General features: G+C 34.6%; 18 protein-coding genes. All 18 read right to left on the bottom strand.

All coding sequences use genetic code 11. The features are described 5' to 3' along the window. Positions 1 to 3 precede the first annotated feature (3 nt). Positions 4 to 1884 (bottom strand): ABC-F family ATP-binding cassette domain-containing protein, encoded by a 1881-nt coding sequence (locus tag G634_RS0101010; protein WP_026503726.1) that lies wholly within the window; start codon positions 1882 to 1884, stop codon positions 4 to 6. 70 nt (positions 1885 to 1954) lie between these two features. Beyond that, positions 1955 to 3805: a serine hydrolase domain-containing protein gene (locus G634_RS17485; protein WP_051233603.1), complete on the bottom strand. Its 1851-nt coding sequence runs from the start codon at positions 3803 to 3805 to the stop codon at positions 1955 to 1957. Between the two features lie 259 nt (positions 3806 to 4064). Continuing rightward, positions 4065 to 4727, bottom strand: coding sequence for a YoaK family protein (locus G634_RS0101020; RefSeq protein ID WP_026503727.1), 663 nt, complete (start codon positions 4725 to 4727; stop codon positions 4065 to 4067). A 138-nt stretch (positions 4728 to 4865) separates the two neighbouring features. Further along, positions 4866 to 5516, bottom strand: coding sequence for a YczE/YyaS/YitT family protein (locus G634_RS17490; protein ID WP_035798464.1), 651 nt, complete (start codon positions 5514 to 5516; stop codon positions 4866 to 4868). 27 nt (positions 5517 to 5543) lie between these two features. After that, positions 5544 to 6500 carry a glycosyltransferase family 2 protein gene (locus G634_RS17495; RefSeq protein WP_051233604.1) on the bottom strand — a complete coding sequence of 319 codons (957 nt, stop codon included), beginning with the start codon at positions 6498 to 6500 and terminating at the stop codon, positions 5544 to 5546. 104 nt (positions 6501 to 6604) lie between these two features. Then, positions 6605 to 7615 carry a glycosyltransferase family 2 protein gene (locus tag G634_RS0101035; protein WP_026503728.1) on the bottom strand — a complete coding sequence of 337 codons (1011 nt, stop codon included), beginning with the start codon at positions 7613 to 7615 and terminating at the stop codon, positions 6605 to 6607. 94 nt (positions 7616 to 7709) lie between these two features. Continuing rightward, positions 7710 to 8663, bottom strand: a complete 954-nt coding sequence (locus G634_RS17500) for a glycosyltransferase family 2 protein (protein WP_051233605.1) — start codon at positions 8661 to 8663, stop codon at positions 7710 to 7712. Positions 8664 to 8787: 124 nt separating this feature from the next. Further along, positions 8788 to 9789: a glycosyltransferase family 2 protein gene (locus tag G634_RS0101045; protein WP_026503729.1), complete on the bottom strand. Its 1002-nt coding sequence runs from the start codon at positions 9787 to 9789 to the stop codon at positions 8788 to 8790. A gap of 38 nt (positions 9790 to 9827) precedes the next feature. Further along, the gene (locus G634_RS17505) at positions 9828 to 10973 is read right to left on the bottom strand and encodes a Coenzyme F420 hydrogenase/dehydrogenase, beta subunit C-terminal domain (RefSeq protein ID WP_051233606.1); all 1146 of its coding nucleotides are present in this window, start codon (positions 10971 to 10973) and stop codon (positions 9828 to 9830) included. 71 nt (positions 10974 to 11044) lie between these two features. Further along, a complete protein-coding gene (locus G634_RS0101055) occupies positions 11045 to 12172 on the bottom strand; it encodes a polysaccharide pyruvyl transferase family protein (protein WP_026503730.1) in 1128 nt (375 codons plus the stop codon). A 270-nt stretch (positions 12173 to 12442) separates the two neighbouring features. After that, positions 12443 to 13084 carry a DUF4867 family protein gene (locus G634_RS0101060; protein ID WP_026503731.1) on the bottom strand — a complete coding sequence of 214 codons (642 nt, stop codon included), beginning with the start codon at positions 13082 to 13084 and terminating at the stop codon, positions 12443 to 12445. A 59-nt stretch (positions 13085 to 13143) separates the two neighbouring features. Next, positions 13144 to 14637 carry an L-fucose/L-arabinose isomerase family protein gene (locus G634_RS0101065; protein WP_026503732.1) on the bottom strand — a complete coding sequence of 498 codons (1494 nt, stop codon included), beginning with the start codon at positions 14635 to 14637 and terminating at the stop codon, positions 13144 to 13146. A 94-nt stretch (positions 14638 to 14731) separates the two neighbouring features. Then, positions 14732 to 16204: a xylulokinase gene (gene xylB, locus G634_RS0101070; RefSeq protein WP_026503733.1), complete on the bottom strand. Its 1473-nt coding sequence runs from the start codon at positions 16202 to 16204 to the stop codon at positions 14732 to 14734. Between the two features lie 322 nt (positions 16205 to 16526). After that, entirely contained in the window at positions 16527 to 17666 is a 1140-nt protein-coding gene (locus G634_RS0101075) for an ROK family transcriptional regulator (RefSeq protein WP_026503734.1), read from the bottom strand. Between the two features lie 253 nt (positions 17667 to 17919). Further along, positions 17920 to 19155 (bottom strand): tyrosine--tRNA ligase, encoded by a 1236-nt coding sequence (tyrS, locus tag G634_RS0101080; RefSeq protein ID WP_026503735.1) that lies wholly within the window; start codon positions 19153 to 19155, stop codon positions 17920 to 17922. A 39-nt stretch (positions 19156 to 19194) separates the two neighbouring features. Next, positions 19195 to 19785, bottom strand: a complete 591-nt coding sequence (locus G634_RS0101085; RefSeq protein WP_026503736.1) for a hypothetical protein — start codon at positions 19783 to 19785, stop codon at positions 19195 to 19197. A gap of 113 nt (positions 19786 to 19898) precedes the next feature. Then, positions 19899 to 20930 (bottom strand): NAD(P)H-dependent glycerol-3-phosphate dehydrogenase, encoded by a 1032-nt coding sequence (locus tag G634_RS0101090; RefSeq protein WP_026503737.1) that lies wholly within the window; start codon positions 20928 to 20930, stop codon positions 19899 to 19901. A gap of 29 nt (positions 20931 to 20959) precedes the next feature. Next, a complete protein-coding gene (gene plsY, locus G634_RS0101095; protein WP_026503738.1) occupies positions 20960 to 21616 on the bottom strand; it encodes a glycerol-3-phosphate 1-O-acyltransferase PlsY in 657 nt (218 codons plus the stop codon). Positions 21617 to 21633: the final 17 nt, after the last annotated feature.

Raw genomic sequence — 21633 nt, forward strand, 5'->3', positions numbered from 1 at the left:
CCTTTATTGATTTGCTATTTCCTCAGCTTTTTCTTCAAGATAAACGTATCTATCCATTTTTTCTTCAAGCTTTTTTTCTGTTTCTTCTTTCTTCTTTGTTAGTTCATTTAACTTTACAAAGTCTGACGCATTTTTCATAATAAGATCATCATATTCTTTAATTTTTTCCTCAAGAGCAGCAATATCATCTTCTATTGTGTCATATTCTTTCTGCTCGCTATATGTAAACCTAAGCTTATGAGTTCCTTGTCCTTCATATCTCTTACCATCTAGACGCTTCTTATTTTTGGTTTTCTCTATTTCGGCCTCATTCTCTTTTTTAGAACTACTCTCATCAGAATAATTCCAGCATAGGCTTCCATCTACACCTTCTTTATGTTCCTCAAAAAACTCTGTATATGTACCATTATACAAATGAATCTTGCCATATCCATCGAACGTAAGCATTCTTCTACTGGTTCTGTCTAAAAAATATCTGTCATGTGAAACTGCAATTACAATTCCATCAAAGCTATCTAAATAATCTTCTAGAATCTGAAGTGTTGAAATATCAAGATCATTAGTAGGCTCATCAAGGATAAGAACATTAGGAGCTTCCATTAAGACTTTACACAAATACAGTCTTCTTTTTTCTCCTCCAGAAAGCTTACCTATTGGCTGATACTGCATGCTTCCTTCGAAAAGAAATTTTTCACACATTGCTGAAGCTGTTATATATCCATCGTCTGTTTTAATATACTCAGCAGTATCTTTGACATAGTCAATTACTCTCTGATCATCTTTCATGGTCGTCCATTCCTGAGCATAATATCCTATTTTAACTGTTTCGCCAACTTCCACATGTCCTAAATCTGGAGAAAGACTGCCTACTATCATTTTCATAAGTGTAGTCTTTCCACAGCCGTTAGGCCCAAGAATTCCTACTCTGTCATCTCTTGTAAAAGTAAATGTAAAATCATCTATTAGAGTTCTATCGCCATAGGATTTAGATATATTTTTAAGTTCGATAGTTTTTTTGCCTAATCTTGAAGAAAGAGCCTTTATTTCTACCTGACCATCAAGCTTTATCTTTTCCTCATCACGCAATGCTTCATATCTCTGAATATGAGCTTTTTGTTTAGTGGATCTTGCTCTTGCACCTCTCTGCATCCATGCAATTTCTTTTCTAAGAATATTTGCATGCTTATCTTGAGTTGAAAGAGCCATTTCAATACGCTGTTTCTTTAATTCAAGATACCCTTCATAATTAGTGTTATAAGTGTATAAATCACCTTTATCGACTTCAACTATCTTATTGCATACAAGGTCAAGAAAATATCTATCGTGAGTAACCATTACAAGTGCTCCACGATAATTCTCAAGATAAATCTGAAGCCATTCACTCATAGCATTATCCAAATGGTTTGTAGGCTCATCAAGAAGTAAAATGTCGCTGTTTCTAAGAAGGCATGCACAAAGTGCAACTTTTTTTCTCTGTCCACCCGAAAGATGCGATACTTTTTCATAAATATCAGAAAATCCCAGCTTTGTAAGAATCTTCTTAGCTTCTCCTTCTAGCTCATAGGTCAGTTCTTTTGCTTCAAAAGCATCACTTGGTCTTCTCAACTTAACATTTTCTGATACAACGTAATCATACAGTGTATAATCCATGTCAAATTCCGGATTCTGAGGCAAATATGAAACTACCACTGAATTTCCTTTAATAATTTCGCCTTCGTCAGCACTTGTAAGTCCTGCTATTAGTTTTAAAAGCGTTGATTTTCCGGTTCCGTTAATTCCGATGACACCTATTCTATCTCCGCTATCGATTCCAAAAGCTACGTTTTTCAAAAGTACCTTATCTGTATAAGCTTTTGAAACGTCCTTCATTGATAAAAGATTCATAATTTATGTATTCCTTACTTAATTACCACTTATTTTTGCCTTACCCCCAAAAATAAAGCAAAGAGTATTTCTAATTATTTTTTATTAAAGTACCATATATTCTAGGTCTTATAGTTGCTGACATTGTCTGATTCAAAGCAACTTTTGCTACTGTCTTTTCAATAGTCTGCATAAAAAAGCCTTCGATTCCAGTACTTGGTGTCACATTAGAAAGTGATGACATCAAAATATCAGTTCCTGGCATTTCCGAAAACTGAACAGTTAAATTTTCATAGTTTTCGGGTGGTAACGACATTCCTTCATCTTCAAGTTTATTTTTTCTACCCACATACAAATATATATGTCTTTCTGTTGCTTCTTCCAAGAATACCAGACGCATCATTATAACAATTCTGCCCCATTCATCAACAGACAATCTCGCCCTATTAACAGTGTGATATATTTCTCCATGCATATTAATATCTGCTTTATTATGCTTGAAATTACTACCACATGGAATTGTATAAATCTGATTCCCTTCATAAAACTGTACACCAAAAATGTGATGACTTAGTGAAACAAAACCAATCTTTGTTATTCCATCAGTAAAATTGTTATGAAAAATCTGCATTAAAAGTGGAAAAATACCTACTCCGCTTTTACCAACATCATAAGTTTTACCTATTATTTTCTGAATTTGATGATCTATGTCGAAATCTTTGCCGGCTTTTTTAGATCTTCTTCCAACTGTTTTTGACCATCCTCCATATTTTATGACAGGAGTAGTTAGATTTCTTCCCTGAAGTCTCTTACAAGTCATTTTTAATTTTGTAAGCTCAATTTCATTTTCAGGTAACTCGTCAAAAACCTGAATTTTTCTGATATGGTCATAGATTATCTCTGTCATTTCTCCAGTCTGAAATATTTCTGTACTTCCAGCATTTATTCCAATAACCATATCAATATCCGGAAAAACATATACATTTTGGCCTAGCATTCCATTGAATTCAAAAGTGCCTTCTCTAACATCATCTACCCAAATATGATACCCGTATTCTGTAGCACCTTCAACTTCTGTTGCAACGTGACCTGCTATTGATGATTCTACCCAGTTTGCAGGTACTATTTGTTTACCTTTCCACATACCTTTTTGCAAATACATCTGACCAAGTTTACACATGTCTTCAATTCGCATAAAAAGTCCCCAACCGCCTTTGGTAATTCGATTAGGATCGGATTCCCAACAAACTCTAGTAATACCCATAGGTCCAAAAATTCTGGCATTTACAAAATCAAACAAGCTCATACCTGTAATCTTGGATACAATTGCAGAAAGCATATATGAATTCATAGAATTATACGCAAAACGAGTTCCTGGCGCAAAATCAGTTCCTGAATCCATATATCCTTTTATCCAATCGTTTCCAGATATTGCTCCGGTTTCGTTAAATGAAACTCCGCTTTGCATTGTAAGGAGATGTTCAATTGTTAAATCACGCAACCTAATCATAGATGTTAAGGTCTTTTTATCCGACATAATATCTATGACTTTGTCATTCAAGTTAAGTTTCCCTTCACTTACTAAAATGCCGATTGCCATTCCTGTTATTGATTTACACATTGAATGTGTGACATGCCACTGATCCATTTCATACGGTGCATAGGCTGTCTCTCCTACTACCACTCCATGTCTAAGCACCATAATTTTATGCATATGAGAAGCATTTGAACTTCCTAATGTATCAAAAAGACTCCTAAGCCAACCAGATTGTACTCCCTGCTGCTCGGGACTTGTCCTTGGTAATGACTGTTCTCTTATTATATTTTGGGCAGGAAAAGCTGGTTTTTGAGGTCTATAATCAACCTTGCTGATTTCGCCAGTTTCTCGATTTGCCAATTTCATAAGTAACTGTGCAACATACAAATCAGATGATATCGGCATACTTTACCTCTCAATACACTTTTTGATAATATTTATATACTTAACAATCTATATTATAAACACATTTTGTTAATGCTAGAATTCATAGGTTATTGTTTTCATCAGGAAAATCAATAACCGTACCAGACCAAAATTTGTCGTTAAGACAAATTTTGTCCTGCAAAGCAGGATTCTTGCTGATGATTATCCTAAATCTCAGCAAGAAGTCATACAACATCATCCCATTTTTTATATGTTACCACAAAAACAGTCTTTATATTTACTTTCTCATAAGAAAAATTCCGAAAATAAGGAAAATTAAACACCCCCATATTGCTCTAAATCCCAAGTTTATAGACAATATAGCGCCAAGACCTGCTCCAATAGCAAAAATAAAAATTATCCCATAATAGTGAAAAGCCTTATACAAAGCTTTTACATTTTTATCTCTTATAAAGACTGAAAAACTCTCTGTTCCACTTCGAAGATTACCTATACACATAGTACTAGCATATGCAAATCCATTTATCTTTCTAAATGTCTGAACCTGCATCGCGCAAGACAAAGAAACCAACATATTAGCAAGTGTATTACAGGATTCCGGAAGAAAACCAACAATTCCTAATACTAATATTTCAATTAAAAGAATCATTTGTCTCCAGTGAACTTTTTGACAATGTTTGTATTTATGTCCAATTTGCTCTGCTATGAAAACACCAACTGCAAAGGATAAAATTGGAATCAAATAGTGAATTGCCTTAAAGTTTTCTCCCATCATCAAATGCTGACTCATAAGAACAATATTACCCGTCTGAGCGTTTGCAAAGACTTTATCTCTTAAATTATAGGTATACGCATCTTGAAAGCCACCTGAAAAAGATAAAACTGCACTCAATAAAACTGTTTCTGATGCCTGAATTTTTTTCACTTCGTTTGCTGTCATTGTATCCACTTCTTTTCTTTATATATTAAATACCTCACCGTAAACAGCGAGGTATCTTTTGATTTCTTTGTATTTGTAAGCGCATTATATGCAAAATAAAGCTAGAATAGTTTATAAATATATAATCAAAGCCTCTTCTTATATCCAGTTTTTTATTCTGTTACCAACAAATGATATCGTTGGTCCAAGAAGAAGTGCCATTGCAATAATACCGACATTAGGTATTCCTCCAAAAAGACATCCAATGAGGATAATAGTAAAGTCAAAGCCCATACGAACAAATTTAAATGGGAATTTCTTAAAAATCTTTTTATATAAAATATTTGGTACTGCATCATATGGAGAAACTCCCATATCAGCATTCATATAGAATGACGCTGCCACTACGAATCCCAACAAAGCTATTGTAAATATGATTCCTCTATAAGGCATTGTCAAGAAAACTTCTTTCAAATGAGTTCTAGACCAGATCATTCTAAAAAAATCTGAAACATATCCAATAAGGAACATATTGGCAACTGTTCCTGGACCAATCTGTTCTCTATCAAAAGCTATCACAACGAGCAGCAGGGCTATATTAAAAATTGCCTGCCAGTTTCCAAAAGATAAATGTAGTCTCTCAGAAATTGTAACATTCATAAATGTACACGGGTCAGTTCCTAAATTGACATCAATCAAAAAAGATACGAAGAATCCCATCAATAATACCCCAGCCATCATCAATGCAAATTTTTTCTTCACACCTTCTCTGCAAAAATAACTCGCTGCATTTGTTTTCAAACCATTCATTTCTAACTTAAAACCTTCCTACTCCTATTACTTTTTTAATAAACTATATACTTTTGGTGCAAACCTAAAGTACTTATAAAATTTTTCCTTTGGTAAGTCACGAGATATATAATATAGTCTTTTATACTCTTTGTACAACTCTTTTCTGTATTTTTTTTCTTTTTTTTGCCTAAAAAGTTTTCTGTATTCATCCATATGCCAATACATGTTCGTTTTTGCGGCAAATTCATAATACTCCGGACAGTTTTCCTGCATAAAATCCATTTCTTCATCAAGTGCAAGGTAAACATCCTTATAATACTTTTCTGAAAGATTAAAAGTAGAACTTGACTCATTTGCCCTATAATATCCGTACAAGGCTTCATCTATCTCAGAAATGCGATTAGCTTTATAATATAGCTTGTACAAAACAGCAAGATCTTCGCAAATTCTTCCTTCTGGAAATGTTATTTTCTCAAATAAACTTTTCTTGAATATCTTTGCCCACAATACAACATATTTTTCTCCAGGTACAGTATGAATAAACTCTATAGCTTTCTTTCCCTGGTATATCTTTTCTTTAGAATTAGCTTTTGTTTTCTCAAAATATACTTCATCAAAAAACATTATGAAATCACACATGCAGATTTCGCTGTCTGTTTTAATAGCACATTCTAATAATTTCTCTATCATAACCGGAGAAATTACATCATCAGAGTCAACAAAAACAAAATACTCTCCTGTTGCAATCTTCATTGCATTGTTCCTTGCTACTGACTGTCCCATATTTTCTTGATGTAATACAATGATTCTATCATCATTATGTGCAAAATTGTCACAAATCTGACCGCTTGAATCTTTCGAACCATCATCAACGAGTATTATTTCTAAATTGGTATGTGTCTGGCATTCAACCGAATTCACACATTTCTTTATGTATTTTTCCGCGTTGTATACCGGCACTATTACAGAAACTTTTATTTCTTCAATTTTATTACTATTCATCTTTTCATTTATTCCCTCTGATATACCCTATTTTCCTCAGTATGCAAAATTATGACAAAGAACATTAAAAAAATACATGTCATTAAGTTAAATAAGTACAAGAATTATTTAAACATAACTCTTTTAAAATAATATAGTGCAAAGTACTGCTTATGTTTTAATAAAAACACCATTATTTTCTGTCTTGGACTAAGCATTTTGCCTGGAAGATTTTTGAGCGTTTTTAAAGCAAACTCATCTGTAAGCATATCTTTGACATCTTTTCTAAACAGATTATATCCAGAAAGTTCATATGCATTTGTTAAAGTTACGTAAATAGTGTAAAACGCTGATGCAAGAAGCCTTTGAGTAACTTCTTTAGAACTATCGTTTTGAAATACTCTTTCTATTTTTTCATGTCTACTCTTTAGCTTATTCCAAACATTTTTTCTATATGTATGAGTAAGAGATGCCTCATTAACGCGATAAAAAACCAGTTTATCCGGAATATATACTATTCTTTTTAGCTGCGGATACAAATAAGCCTGAAATACATCATCTTCAGGATAAGTTTTTCGTTCAGAAACAAAGCACTCTTTAACTATACAGCTTTTTTTATAGATTCTGCCCCAAACATATCCCGGAAGATTCTTATAATTCCCAGAATATAGCTTCCCAATAATTGGAAGAATGTGATTATTCTTTATATCTTCCCCTTCGTAAACTGCATAATCAAAGTCATAAGTATTGGTAATAATAGTTCCTTCCTTGTACTGGAAATGGCTACAAGTACACATATCTGCATTTTCCTTCGATAAAGCCTCCATATTCTTTTTCAAAAAATCTTTATGAAGGAAATCATCTCCATCAAGAAAACAGATATACTCGGCCGTAGCCGCATCAAATCCAGCAATTCTAGTACTTGTCAGTCCTCCGTTTTCCTTATCTATAACCTGAAAACGACTGTCTTTTTTAGCATATTCATTACATATATCAAGACTATCATCAGTTGAACCATCATTTACCAATATGCATTCGAAATTATCATAAGTTTGTTTTAGAACACTATCGATACATTCATGCAAATATGCATGCTGATTGTATATCGAGACAACAATTGAAATTTTTTCACCCATTTTTTCTAACTCCCAACTCACTTTCTCACATTGATTATAAAAATACAACCCCTTCTTTACTCCCAGAAGATAAATATATCAAAATTAATAAAATCTATTTTATTCGTTTTAAATACCAAACGTAATACTGTTTTACTATTTCTTTCAAAGGAAAAGTTAAAGAAACCTTTATATACCTTAAACACTCCCTGAACTGATTTCTCTTTTCTTCAATAACCTTCTTGTCAAAAAGATTGTTTTCCTTCATTTTATTATAATTACACCAGAATAAATAAAACATCGAATTGTATGATATCTCAATAAAACGTTGTTGCTTTTTATCAGCAAAATACAGAAGCTGTTCTCTTTTGGCATCAAACATATTCCATTCTTTCAATGAATACTTTTGATGTGTTATCGAAGCTTTATTTAATCTTCTTGCATATTCAACTTTATCGACAATAGCAGCTTTTCCTGCTTTATCAAAGATTTTATACCACACATATGTATCTTCAAATATCTTGCCCTCAGGAAACGAAATGCCTTCCCAAAGAGATTTTGAATACATTTTATTCCAACAAACAACCGAATATTCATTCTTTTCAAGATGATTTAATCCAAAATTTAAAATGTCATCTTCTGTTCTGACCTTACAAGCTCTTTTATTATCAGAAAAAGCAAAATCTTCACTATCTTGAAAATTAGTATATTCACAAATAGATAGCTTGCAATTGTTTGCTACTATAGCATTATAAAGATTCTCCAAATAATCTTCCGCTATATAATCATCAGAATCTATAAAACAAATATAATCTCCTATTGATTTCGCAATTGCAAAGTTTCTAGAAAAAGAAATTCCCATATTTACATGATGAAACACTTTAATTCGTTTATCATTATCAGCATAATAATCTATAATCTCACCTGTTTTATCAGTAGAACCATCATCTACTATAAGTAATTCAAAATCTGTAAAAGTTTGATTTAATATACTTTTTATACACTGATCAATATAATCCTCTGTATTATAAGCAGGCATAATAACACTAACTGTCACTTTGTTCTTCATAGCTATATCCTCTATAAAAAGTTTCACTAATACTTTCTAACGATAATCTTAAGTTTGCAGTAACAAATCAGACATTATCGCTAAATCGTTATAGAATAATCTGATAATGATTAGTCTATGCTATTTATCCAATTAGTCTAAGTTTAAGCTTAATATATCTATGCTGCGCATTTGGAAAAAATCTATAGATTATATATTTTAATCTCTGCGTATATTTCAAAGAATTATTTTTTAAAACTCTTTTGTAATTAGATATGTACATTGACCTAATTTTTTGGCACATTTCTTTGTCATATTTCTCAAATCTGACTCTAATGTACGATTTAAGAAGAGTATTTAAATAAGCTACATAAGCCATTTCTATAAGCTCTTCTTCTCCCTTTTCTTTATAAAAGGCTATTTTATCGGTCTCCGTGCCTATTCCATCCATTATCCTTTTAGAATTGTACTCACTTCTAGTACTAGAATTCTCTGAATAATAGTAATTGTAAAGCTTTTTAGATGTAACTACTACTTTCCTTGCATTATAAATTGCTTTAAAAGTGGTAGCTCCATCTTCATAATATTTGTAGCTGGTATCAAAACGTATATTTTTCCACAGGAAACTTTTGAATAGCTTTCCCCATACCATGCTGTACATAATTCGAAGATCTTCACGAAGAAGAAGCTGCTTTCCAGTAAGCGTATATATATTATCTTCTTTAGGCAATTCTTCGAAATCCAGTTTTTCCTTTTCGAAAGTATTATGTACACCACACCATGAAAAATCCGCATCATACTCTTTCAACAAGCTATGAAGGTATGAAAAATACTGCGGATGAAGATAATCATCAGAATCCACAAATGCAATATAACTGTCAGAATAATTTACATGCTCTAATCCAATATTTCTCGCATTTGCTATTCCGCCATTTTTTTTCAATGATATTAATTCAAATCGTGAATCTTTGTCTGCCCAACTTTGGCAAATCTGTTTAGATCTATCTTTAGAACAATCATCAATCATCAATACCCTGAAATTAGAATATTCCTGATTTGCAATACTCTGAAGACATCTGCCGACGAATCCTTCAGCCTGATATACAGGAACAATAATAGTAATTAATTCATTCTCAAAATTACTCATCAGATTATCCTCCCACTATTTACTTATCTTTTACCCGTTCAGCGAAAAATCTTATATATCACCGTGCTTTTCATAATATTTTTTATTTTAATCTTAAATAATTCTTTTGAAATACTTTTACCCGTATCAGTTTTCAAAAGTGCTTTGTAAAAACCTTTATCAAGATTGTCTAAAAATACTTTTCTGTCCTTATGCACAGGCATAGGTGCTTTTAGCTGTTCATTGTATTTCACAGCCTCTTCAATTTCTCTATCTTCCATATGTAAAAATTCTTTTGACATATCAAGAAGCTTCTGCCCTTTTGATGAATTTACAAAAATTGAAGAAATTCTGCCATCATATTTTACAGACAAAGTAGACTTATCAAGTCCCCAAAAATCTCCAATTGATAAATCAGACACACGCTGCCTTCTTGCATATCTGCATGAATAACAATTATCGCGACTGATAATTCCACTCAAAAAAGATTGATAATAGTAATCATGTATACTTGGTCTCATGAATACTGTTTTATCACCACTATATAAAGAAAAGAAATAATTATTCTGTCCTCTAAACGAAACTGATGTTATGTTTTCCTTGCCTTTTAAAGCTTTGACATAATCCTGTAAATATCTATATGGCGGTGTTCCATGACATATAATATCTACAAGATACAAATTGTCATATTCTTTTCTTAGAAAATGCTTAAGTCCATCTATCTGACATGGAGTTCCCACGTATAACACCATGCGACCTTCTTCAAGATCTTTTCTTGCTTCTACATAAGTATTTTCTGTTGAACTCTGAACATATTTAGAGGATCTAAATGCCTCCAAATCTTCTTCAGTTTCTGATCTGCAGATAATAGGCTTTAAATCTTTATCATACCTGCAGCCATAAATCACACCATTTTCCTGTAATACTTTCCTGTAAAGTCCTGTAGCTATACCACCTGACGCACATTTTTCTTTGTCTTCTTTTTCTAAAGTCCATGAAGCAAGACATTGTTTAGGTTCTTCAAACCTGCTCTCATTTAGTACAGGACACACTTTATTGCAAAGTCCGCAATCAACACATATCTCACTATTAATCTTAGGAATAGTCTTAAATTGACTAGTAAGAGTCATAGTAATAGCATTTCTTGGGCAAGCTTGTAGACATGCCCTGCATCCTGTGCACTTATCTTTATCACATAAATTCATTTAATAAATCTCCTAAAAACAATTCTTATTTCGTAAAAAACAATGAAATAAGTAAAATAGAAGAACAGAGATTACTCTACAAAATTTCTCAAATAATCTAGAGCTTTCTGTTTTTCGCTGCTTATTTTCATATTAACCGGTTCATAATCAATTGTTTCAAGGAGTTTATCTTCTAAATCAGATACATTAGTCAACTCTCTATTTCCCAAGTTGAATGTTTTTAAAAGATCCTCTAGCTTTTCGCTGTTTCCATAAACCTGCTCGACACCTTTACGAATCAAGGTAACGAACTGTTTATTGTATTTAATAGAAAATACCGTTCCATGGAAAGTATCTGTCACTATAAAATCTGCCTTACGAAAATAAGCCAGTACCTCAAAAGGATTAATGGCAATATATTCATCAAAATATTTCTGATGTCCTTCAACACAAATAACCTTTTTATTATACTTTTTAGCAAATTTTTTAATCGCCCTTGCTTCTTCTTTACTAATTCTGCAGCTATAAGAATAAACAACAATGTAATTAGTATATGGAACTTCTATATCAGTTTCTTGTTCGTAATCATACAGGAAAACCGGATCAACATTTTTATGGATATTATTTACACCCATGTTACTGATAATTAATGAAGAATTATCATCTCTAACAGAAATATCATCGAATTTAAGAATCATATCTTTAACTTCATCGTATATTCCATACTTCTTGAGTCCTTCTTCCTTGGTATTACCAAAAGAAGCTGCATATGTAATAATCTTATCTGCCTTATTCCCATACCCAAATAATTCTTTTGAATAACCAACATCTGGATTTGTCTGAAGACAGTTAAAAACTTCATCACTTCCAACAATAAGTAAATCAAGATCAGGAGTGTAATTTCTCTCTTTTGTAACACCAATCATTGGCTGTATTTCATTTATAAAATCACATGTGATCTTATACTCCATTTTCCAATGTTTATCATAAACATCCATACTTTTTTCGCGCGGAAACAAGTATTTATCCTTTAAACTTTTAATTTTCTTTTTTATAATTGATTTTTTGGATCTATTCTCAGATACCAGAGGTTTCCCGACATGATAATCTACCATGCATACCTCTGCCCCCATTTTTTCAAGATTCTTCTTTAAACTGTAAGACTGCAAAAAAGAGCCATAATTGACTATTCTCTGCATTGACATTATTCCAACTTTCACTTTTTTCTCCACCTTCCTAAAAAATGAGCCCCCGAACTCGTGAGACTTCGAGGGCTCAACATCTAAAGATTATAATTGATATTTGCTTATAATGCAAATATGTTTTCTTTTCTCTGTGTATTTTACCATGTACAAATTAATATTATCCAAAAAGAAAACTATAATCAAAAATGTTTATATCAGTGAAAGTTTTACAAATGTGTTACTACAAGCTTTTATTTCGAAGATAAAATAAAAACAAGACAGTAACATTTTCATCAAAATTTCCGATTAGATATCTTTTGCAATATCAAGATTCTCTCCAGTAATTCCAACGAAAGCTCCCTGAGAAGCCTCTGAAGATTCAGGATGAGCAATGAGCCATTTGTTGCTAGCCCAAAGAAGCTTATCCTCACTTGTTTTGTTCTCAGTCTTTGTTGTACCAACATTTGTTCCCTTAGGAAGAGCAACCAATACACGGAAGCCCTTATCAGGATCTGTATGGCATGGAGCATAATGAAGAGATGTAGCATAAACCTCAACTAATACACCCTTTGGTACACGGAAAGCCATAGCCTTAGAAGAGTCAAGCTTAAAGTTTTCCATATCACTCTGTTTTGCAAGAATAAGAACAAAATCTTCTGTTCCAAGATTGAACTCGCTACTTCTATGATACTCGAGGCAGTTGAGCTTTGTGTTGTGGCCATTGCACCATCCAAACTGAGCCGGAATGCCACCAAAGATTGTTCTAGAAAGAACTTCTGCTTCTGTAAGGGACTGCAGAGCAGCTTCTTCTGGAACATAATCTACTCCTTCAGGAAGTGGAGTGTATTCATTCAAAGCTTCAACAATCTTTTCACATTCTTTTTCATATCCATCAATAACGTGTCCGAATTCTTTAAATTCAGGATCATAAACGCTATAAATTTTCATCTGTCATTCACCTTTTCACTAATTAATCTAGTGACAATCAATGAGATTTTATCTAAAAATTAGATTTCACCCCATGGATTCTCGTTAGCATAACGAACACCAGCTGGCTGATTGTATCCAATTTCAGATGCATCAACACCGATGTACTTAAGTGCTTCGTAAAGAGCCTTTCCATAGTGACCGAACATAACAGCACCGTGGTGAGGGAAGTTCTTTTCAATCAACCAGTAGCGATAGAAACGTCCCATTTCCTTAATTGCAAATACACCGATTGAACCAAATGACTGTGTAGCAACAGGAAGTACTTCACCTTCAGCAGCATATGCACGAAGCTTGTTATCAGCTGTGCTCTGAAGTCTGTAGAATGTGATTTCGCCTGGCTTGATATCGCCTTCGATTGTTCCTTCGCACCAATCCTGTGGGTGTGTACGAGCCATAATTCTCTGGAAGGAAAGGTGAGGGCTGCACAGAAGGTTAGAACATGTATTTCCACAGTGGAATGCCATGAATGTATCTGTGTGCTTGTAATCGAACTTGCCTTCGATGCTTGCCTTGTACATATCAGCTGGTACGCTGTTGTTGATATCAAGGAGAGTTGTCTCAGATCCGCTGATGCAAAGACCAATGTACTCAGAAAGTGTTCCATAGATATCTACTTCACAAGATACTGGAATACCTCTACGCATTAAACGGCTGTTTACATAGCATGGAACAAACTTGAACATATCCTGGAATGCAGGCCAGCACTTTGTTGTAAGAGCAACATACTTACGATATCCTCTGTGTTCTTCAACCCAATCAAGAAGTGTAAGCTCATACTGAGCAAGCTTCTTGAGCATTTCAGGCTGCTTGCCATCAGCATAGTTCATTTCCTTAGCCATATCAGCAGCTACTTCAGCGATTCTCTCATCGTTCTCGTGCTTCTGGTATGCTTCGAAAAGATCAAGCTCAGACTCTTCTTCAATTTCAATTCCAAGGTTGTAAAGCTGCTTGATAGGAGCATTACATGCAAGGAAGTTTGCTGGACGTGGTCCGAAGCTGATAATCTTGAGGTTGTCAAGACCATATGCTACACGAGCGATAGGAAGGAAGTCATGAATCATGTCTGCACACTCATCAGCTGTTCCTACTGGATACTCAGGAATATATGCCTTTGTGTTACGAAGAGCAAGGTTGTAAGAAGCGTTGAGCATACCACAATATGCATCTCCACGTCCGTCCATAAGATCCTTCTGGCTCTCTTCTGCTGCTGCACAGAACATCTTAGGTCCATCAAAGTGCTTAGCAAGAAGTGTCTCAGAAATTTCAGGTCCGAAGTTTCCAAGGTATACGCAAAGAGCGTTACAACCATTCTTCTTAACATCTTCAAGAGCGTTTACCATATCGATTTCGCTCTCGATAATTGTAATAGGGCACTCATAGATATCTTTTGCATCATACTTCTGTGTATAAGCTTTAACAAGTGCCTCTCTTCTGTTTTGTGCAAGTGAAGCTGGGAAGCAGTCACGGCTAACTGCGACAATACCAACTTTCATTTCAGGAATGTTATTCATTGTCTTATAATCTCCTTCTCTAAAAAAGATTGCCAAATATATTCTGCTAAAGTCCAGATTTAAAAATCTATAGACTGTGCATACAAAATTAAAATTACATCTTATGGAATGCATCCTTAAGTGCTGGATAAAGGCTGCGATAAACCTGATAACGCTGCTCATAAAGGGCTGCAATTTCAGGATCAGGTTTCTGAGTAGAAGTAACCTTGATAAGAGCATCACATGCATCCTTAACTGATGCATACTCTCCACATGCTACTGCAGCAAGAATAGCTCCGCCATATCCTGGTCCCTGTTCTGTCTCTGGGCTGTCAAGCTCAATGTTAAGAACATTTGCAAAAATCTTCTTCCATAATGGGCTCTTAGCACCACCACCACAAATCATGCTTCGCTTTACATCGATTCCCATTGCCTTTGCAGCTTCAAGAGAATCACGGATACCAAAAGCTACCCCTTCAAGAACTGCCTGAGTCATATCTGCTCTTGTTGAATCCATTGTCATTCCGATAAAGCAGCTTCTTGCCTGAGGATCATTGTGAGGTGCTCTCTCTCCCATAAGATATGGAAGATAATAAACATGACCTTTTCCAAGCTTAGACTCATCAATATCAGCCTGCTCTTTTGCATATTCTGTTGTCTTAAGAATTTCATCCATCCACCACTTATTGCAAGATGCAGCAGAAAGCATACATCCCATGAGATGGAATCCACCATCAGCATGGTCGAATGAATGCATTGCATTACCTTCATCAACGCTGAAAGAATCGCTGGAAATGAAAATTGTACCGGATGTACCAAGAGAAATGTTACATGCACCATTTCCAACTGTTCCTGTACCAATTGCTGCTGCTGCATTATCACCAGCACCTGCAACAATCTTTGTAGAAGCTGAAAGACCAAGCTTTTTGGCCATCTCTTCCTTAAGTGTTCCTACAACCTCATAGCTTTCAAAAAGCTTTGGCATCTGGCTCTCAGAAACGCCACAAATATCCAGCATTTCTTTGCTCCAACATTTATTCTTAACATCAAGAAGAAGCATACCAGAAGCATCAGAATAATCTGTGCAGAAAACTCCACTAAGCATATAGTTGATATAATCCTTAGGAAGCATGATTTTTGCAATCTTTGCAAAAAGTTCAGGTTCATTCTTCTTCATCCAAAGAATCTTAGGAGCTGTAAAACCTGCAAATGCGATATTACCTGTAAGTTCACTAAGTTTCTTTTTTCCGATTTCATTATTGAGATAATCGGTCTCAGCCTGTGTACGTCCATCATTCCAAAGAATAGCAGGACGAAGTACGTTATCATTTTCATCAAGAACCACAAGACCATGCATCTGTCCACCAGCGCCGATTCCTGCAACTTTAGAACGATCAAAGCCCTCTGTAAGTTCTTTAATTCCATCAATTACAGCATTAAGCCAATCTTCAGGCTTCTGCTGTGACCAGCCTGGCTGAGGGAACTCTAAAGGATACTCACGAGAAACAATATTCTCAATCTTACCCTTCTCATCCATCATCAGTAATTTAACGGCTGATGTACCAAGATCTACTCCAATGTAATACATTTCTCTCCTCCAAAAGTCTATTGCAATACTCAATTTCTATAAGCAATAACTGTTTTGAAACATACTTTTATAAAATTACTTTTCAAATGCAACTTTATAATAGTCTTTAGTACTGCAACTGTCAATTGTTTTTATAATAAAAAGTTCAATTTTGATAGTTTGTACAGAAATAAAGTCTCATTTTTGTGAGATTCAATGAAGATAATGTTTTTTTATAAATATACTTGTCATAAGTATATTTTTGTGCTACATATTTTTGCTTTAACAATAGAAAAACAGGCTGGCAAATGTATATAGAAACATCATTAACCAACCTGTTTTATTAAACATTTTCTATAAATTCACTTGTAAAGTGCCATGCGACACCCATCATAGCTGCATTTCTTGGATGTTTACCTATGTATATAAAACTTCCATCATCATCAAACGGACTTCTTTCAGCAACCATTTGTCTCAATCTAGGAAGATATGGTTCTAAATATTCAGAAACAAATCCACCAAGAACAATATCACTATCATAAACCATTCTTAGATTGCAAATCCCAATAGATAAATGTTCCAATACATCATCCCAAAGTTTTGCATATTCAATATTTCCCTTAGATAATCCATCAAAAAATTCTTCAATTTGAATTCCTAAATCTCTTGTAAATCTAAAAGCACTACAATATGCCTCAAGACAGCCTTTCTGCCCGCAACTGCAAGAAAGCCCACCAGGTTCTACTCGCATATGTCCGAATTCACTACATCTATTATTGTTACCCATAATCTGGTGTCCCCCAATAAATGCAGTTCCTCCGATACCATTTTCAAGCTGCAGATAAACCATATTACGGTTTTTTTCCTTTTGTTCACTGCAAATCCATTCTGCGTAACCTGCTGAATGTGAATCATTTTCAAAATATAATGGATAAGGGATAAGTTTACGAATAATGCCAAGACTCATCTTACGGATATTCATTGTAGGTGAAAGAATAATCTCATCTTTCTCATGATCAATAATACCCGGAATTGTAAGTCCTACCCCTAATAGCTGTGATGAATCAAGTTTATTCTCTCTCATAAACAAATCCAATTCACGCTGTATCTGACGAGCAAACTCATCTGCAAGATTTGCTTCAATATGTATCCTTTTATAATTGAGCTGTTGCTGATTAACATCACAAACCAAGAATCTAAGATAATTAGCTGAAACAGCAATTCCGATAGCGTATCTTACACTTCCTACCGCTTCATATCCAACAGGAGGACGTCCGCCAGTAGATTCTTTTATAACACCAACTCTTATGAGACCTGCTGCTAATAATTCCGTTATATTCTGATGAATTGTCGGAAGACTATATCCGAGACTTTCTGATATTTCCTGTTTACTAACCGGCTTCGGCGCGTCATAAATGAATTTGTAAATACTGTTTCTAGTTTGACGCCGTCTCTCCGTGACCGGTTTCTGAAGCTCCATCATATTACTTTCCCCTTCTGCATCAAGTAACAACATTTGCTTAGTAAGCAAAAGTAGTTTTATAAATGTATTTTACAAAACTACTTTTACTATATAATTCATTTATGAAATTGTCAATTGTTTTTTCAAAACAAAAAGTTACCGCCTGCCGTAAAACTGGCAAACAGTAACTTTTATACATTTATCTTAATCTACCACCAACTATATCATAAACACAGAAGTTAATGACAGCTTTTAAGCATATGACACGATAGCATTAAAATGTGATTCTCTTAAATGCCTTCTTTCCACGCTTAACCATAACACCATCACCAGCAAAAAAATCCTTATCATAAAGGGTCTTAGGATCTGTTACTTTCTCATCTCCTACAGTAACACCGCCCTGCTGAACATTTCTTCTAGCATCGCTTCTTGTCTGAACAAGACCTGATGAGACAAGTACCTGAAGAATGTCAACCTTGCCATCGCGGAAATCTTCTTCTTTAAGAGGAGTTGCTGGAACCTGAGAAATATCATCTCCACCACCTGCAAAGAGAACCTTCGCACCAACCTGTGCCTTCTTAGCCTCGTCTTCACCGTGAACAAGTTTTGTTAAATCATAAGCAAGAATTTCCTTCTGCTCATTAATTCTGCTCTCATCCCACTTCTCCATCTCTTCAATCTGTTCAAGAGGAATAAATGTAAGCATTCTTAAGCACTTATCAACATCTGCATCCGTAACATTTCTCCAATACTGATAGAAATCATATGGAGATGTTTTATCAGGATCAAGCCATACTGCTCCTTTGGCTGTTTTTCCCATTTTCTTGCCCTCAGAGTTTGTAAGAAGAGTTATTGTCATTGCATATGCGTCATCTTTTCCAAGCTTTTTACGAATAAGATCAGTACCAGCAAGCATATTAGACCACTGGTCATCACCACCAAACTCCATGTTACAACCATATTTTTTGTAAAGCATATAGAAATCATAACCCTGAAGAAGCATGTAGCTCATTTCGAAAAATGTCAGACCACCTTCACGAGCCATACGATTCTCATAAGCTCTTGCACGAAGCATGTTATTAACATTAAAATGAACACCAACTTCTCTCATGAATTCCATAAAATTCATATCACGAAGCCAGTCTGCATTATTAACCATACGTGCTTTGTTCTCACCAAATTCGATGAATTTACTCATCTGTTTCTTGAAGCACTCGCAGTTATGATCAATAATCTCGTTTGTAAGCATACTTCTCATATCAGAACGTCCTGAAGGATCTCCAATCATTCCAGTTCCGCCGCCTACAAGAGCAATTGGCTTGTTGCCAGCCATCTGCAAGCGCTTCATAAGGCAAAGTGCCATAAAATGACCTACGTGAAGTGAATCAGCTGTAGGATCAAAGCCGATATAGAAAGTTGCTTTACCATTATTAATAACTTCCTTTATCTTTTCTTCATTAGTAAACTGTGCAAGAAGTCCTCTTGCACTTAATTCTTCAAAAATCTCCATCTTAGCACCTCATCAAAACACTTCGTTATAGATATTACTTTAAAAAGTCAGCAATAATCCTTTATTCTCAATCTTTGCAGAACGATATATATCTAATAGCCTTTGAAAAGCCTCACTCAAATCAGATTCATCCATGTCATCCAACATTAAATCCATTTCTTCAATATCAGCTTTATCAATTTTGGGTTCAAGTTCTTTAAGTTTATAAAAAATCTTGCTCACTTCCTCTGCAGTTAAGATACCAAAACCACATCGGCCAGGATCAAGAGTAAATCCATCTTTACTGACTGTTTTTCCCAAAACAGCCTCCTGCGCTTGTTCAAAACCTAATCTGTTAAGCGCTTCCAGAACAATATCCCATTGCTCTTCGAGACCGATATCATCACTTGGATTGTAATAGGCTGTCATTGCAAAATCTGCGTATTCCTGCACGTCTTTTGTTTCCATCTCATCTTCCCAATCCTGATCGATATCGTCTCCCCAATATGGAGATTTTATTCTTTTGGAATTGTCTTCTACAAACTTTTTTACCGTCCCTGGCTCATCCTTTACACCGCTATTCAAAATCAAATCACGGCACTCCCGATCGAATAAGTCCGTATCAAATAAAAAAGCTCTATGCTCTATCATTATATATAAAAACCCTCCTCACAAGGTCACCCTTTTTATCGCAGATTAGACTATTGTAATACAAACCGAGAAATTTAGAAAGACTTTATATAAATTTATTTGAAAAAGAATCATTATTCCTGAAATTTAAGCAAATGACTTTCTATTTTTTTATCTCGTAGCATTAATTCTTCCACTGCTTCAGAAGCTTTTTTTCCGTAAAATAACACTTCACAAACCTGTTCGACAATTGGCATTTCAACATCATAAACTTTTGCCAATTTAAGAGCAGCTTTAGCGCTAAAAGCTCCTTCTACGACCATGTGAACCTCTTTTTGAGTTTCTTCTAAACTCTTTCCTTGTCCTATTAGTATTCCGGCTCGCCTGTTACGGCTGTGCATTGAAGCGCAAGTAACAATCAAATCTCCCATTCCTGTCAAACCAGAAAATGTTTCAGGCTGCCCGCCTGCTGCAAGTCCAAGCCTTGTAATTTCAGCTATTCCTCGCGTAATAATAGCTGCTTTTGTATTATCACCATATCCAAGTCCATCAGCAATTCCAGATGCAAGAGCTATGACATTTTTTAACGCAGCCCCTATTTCTATTCCTTTCATATCAGGACTGATGTAAACTCTAAATGTCTTGTTCATAAAAGCATTTTGAAGAAACCTAGCAACACTCTCCGAAAAAGCTCCAATAACGATTAACGTCGGAAGTCCTTTACCAACTTCCTCAGCATGTGACGGGCCAGACAAGACAGCAATATTCTTCTTAGGGAAATCATTTCCAAGAACATCTCGTATGACCTGACTCATTACAAGAAGTGAACTTTCTTCAATTCCTTTTGCGCAGTTCACTATTATCTGATCATCTTTAAGATATGGCTTCATCTGCTCAACAGTTTTCCTAACGTGAGCAGATGGAACTACTAGAACTATGATTTTCTTATCTTTGATAGCTTCTATCAAATCAAAGGTAAACTTAACATCATCCGGCAAGATAACTCCAGGAAGTTTTTCTTTGTTCTCGTGCTCTCTAGAAAGAATTTCAACATTTTCTTTAGTTCTAGACCATACTGTCACATCGTGTCCATTATTAGACATCAGGTAAGCAAGTGCCATTCCCCAACTTCCCGCACCAATAATGCCCACTTTTTCTTTACTCATTAAATATAATCCCCCTCATATCATTTGAATCAAAGTTTATTCTTTTTGAAAATATATGTTTTACGCTCTTCTTTGTTAATTAGTTTAACAATATTACTGCGATGTTTCCAAAAAGCAAGCAAAGTCATAATTATCGCAATGCTATACGTTTCAAACAATTGAATTTGAGACATAGTATGAAATCCGAACAAACCTTTTTGCCCTTCGAAAATCAACATAAGTACAAATCCTACATATAAGGATAATGAACCTACCGATACATAATGAGTCAAATTAAAAATTACAAGAAAAACAATCAAAAACATTGGAATAAACGTCCAATGGAATGCAATCATAAAACCGCATGTAGCAGCAATTCCCTTTCCACCTTTAAAGTTCATGTAAAAAGGAAAATCATGTCCTAAAATTGCCCCAAAAGCTGTATATATCTTAAGAAGGTAAATCTCATTACCATAACTTCCTTTAAAAATAGCACTAACAAGCCAAACAGCAATCACACATTTTATCATATCTCCAGCAAGTACTATAAATCCAGCCTCTGGTCCTAATACTCTAAGAGTATTAGTGGTCCCTGCATTGCCACTTCCATACTTGCGAATATCAATTCCTTTCATTTTCCCATAAAAGTAAGCTGTCTGAATCATTCCAAACAAATAGCCGATTAAAATACATATCAGCCTAATCATTTCTGTCTCCTCCGCCT

It is taken from the genome of Butyrivibrio sp. NC3005 (assembly GCF_000424545.1).
In the GTDB taxonomy this organism is placed as follows: domain Bacteria; phylum Bacillota; class Clostridia; order Lachnospirales; family Lachnospiraceae; genus Butyrivibrio.

Coding starts and splice junctions, on each gene's coding strand:
- G634_RS17485 (WP_051233603.1), bottom strand. CDS start 3,805: ATGCCGATATCATCTGATTTGTATGTTGCACAGTTACTTATGAAATTG.
- G634_RS0101065 (WP_026503732.1), bottom strand. CDS start 14,637: ATGAATAACATTCCTGAAATGAAAGTTGGTATTGTCGCAGTTAGCCGT.
- G634_RS0101060 (WP_026503731.1), bottom strand. CDS start 13,084: ATGAAAATTTATAGCGTTTATGATCCTGAATTTAAAGAATTCGGACAC.
- plsY (WP_026503738.1), bottom strand. CDS start 21,616: ATGATTAGGCTGATATGTATTTTAATCGGCTATTTGTTTGGAATGATT.
- xylB (WP_026503733.1), bottom strand. CDS start 16,204: ATGTATTACATTGGAGTAGATCTTGGTACATCAGCCGTTAAATTACTG.
- G634_RS0101020 (WP_026503727.1), bottom strand. CDS start 4,727: ATGACAGCAAACGAAGTGAAAAAAATTCAGGCATCAGAAACAGTTTTA.
- G634_RS17505 (WP_051233606.1), bottom strand. CDS start 10,973: ATGAATTTATGTGATAAAGATAAGTGCACAGGATGCAGGGCATGTCTA.
- G634_RS0101010 (WP_026503726.1), bottom strand. CDS start 1,884: ATGAATCTTTTATCAATGAAGGACGTTTCAAAAGCTTATACAGATAAG.
- G634_RS0101090 (WP_026503737.1), bottom strand. CDS start 20,930: ATGAGTAAAGAAAAAGTGGGCATTATTGGTGCGGGAAGTTGGGGAATG.
- G634_RS0101085 (WP_026503736.1), bottom strand. CDS start 19,785: ATGATAGAGCATAGAGCTTTTTTATTTGATACGGACTTATTCGATCGG.
- G634_RS0101075 (WP_026503734.1), bottom strand. CDS start 17,666: ATGATGGAGCTTCAGAAACCGGTCACGGAGAGACGGCGTCAAACTAGA.
- tyrS (WP_026503735.1), bottom strand. CDS start 19,155: ATGGAGATTTTTGAAGAATTAAGTGCAAGAGGACTTCTTGCACAGTTT.
- G634_RS17495 (WP_051233604.1), bottom strand. CDS start 6,500: ATGAATAGTAATAAAATTGAAGAAATAAAAGTTTCTGTAATAGTGCCG.
- G634_RS17500 (WP_051233605.1), bottom strand. CDS start 8,663: ATGAAGAACAAAGTGACAGTTAGTGTTATTATGCCTGCTTATAATACA.
- G634_RS17490 (WP_035798464.1), bottom strand. CDS start 5,516: ATGAATGGTTTGAAAACAAATGCAGCGAGTTATTTTTGCAGAGAAGGT.
- G634_RS0101045 (WP_026503729.1), bottom strand. CDS start 9,789: ATGAGTAATTTTGAGAATGAATTAATTACTATTATTGTTCCTGTATAT.
- G634_RS0101035 (WP_026503728.1), bottom strand. CDS start 7,615: ATGGGTGAAAAAATTTCAATTGTTGTCTCGATATACAATCAGCATGCA.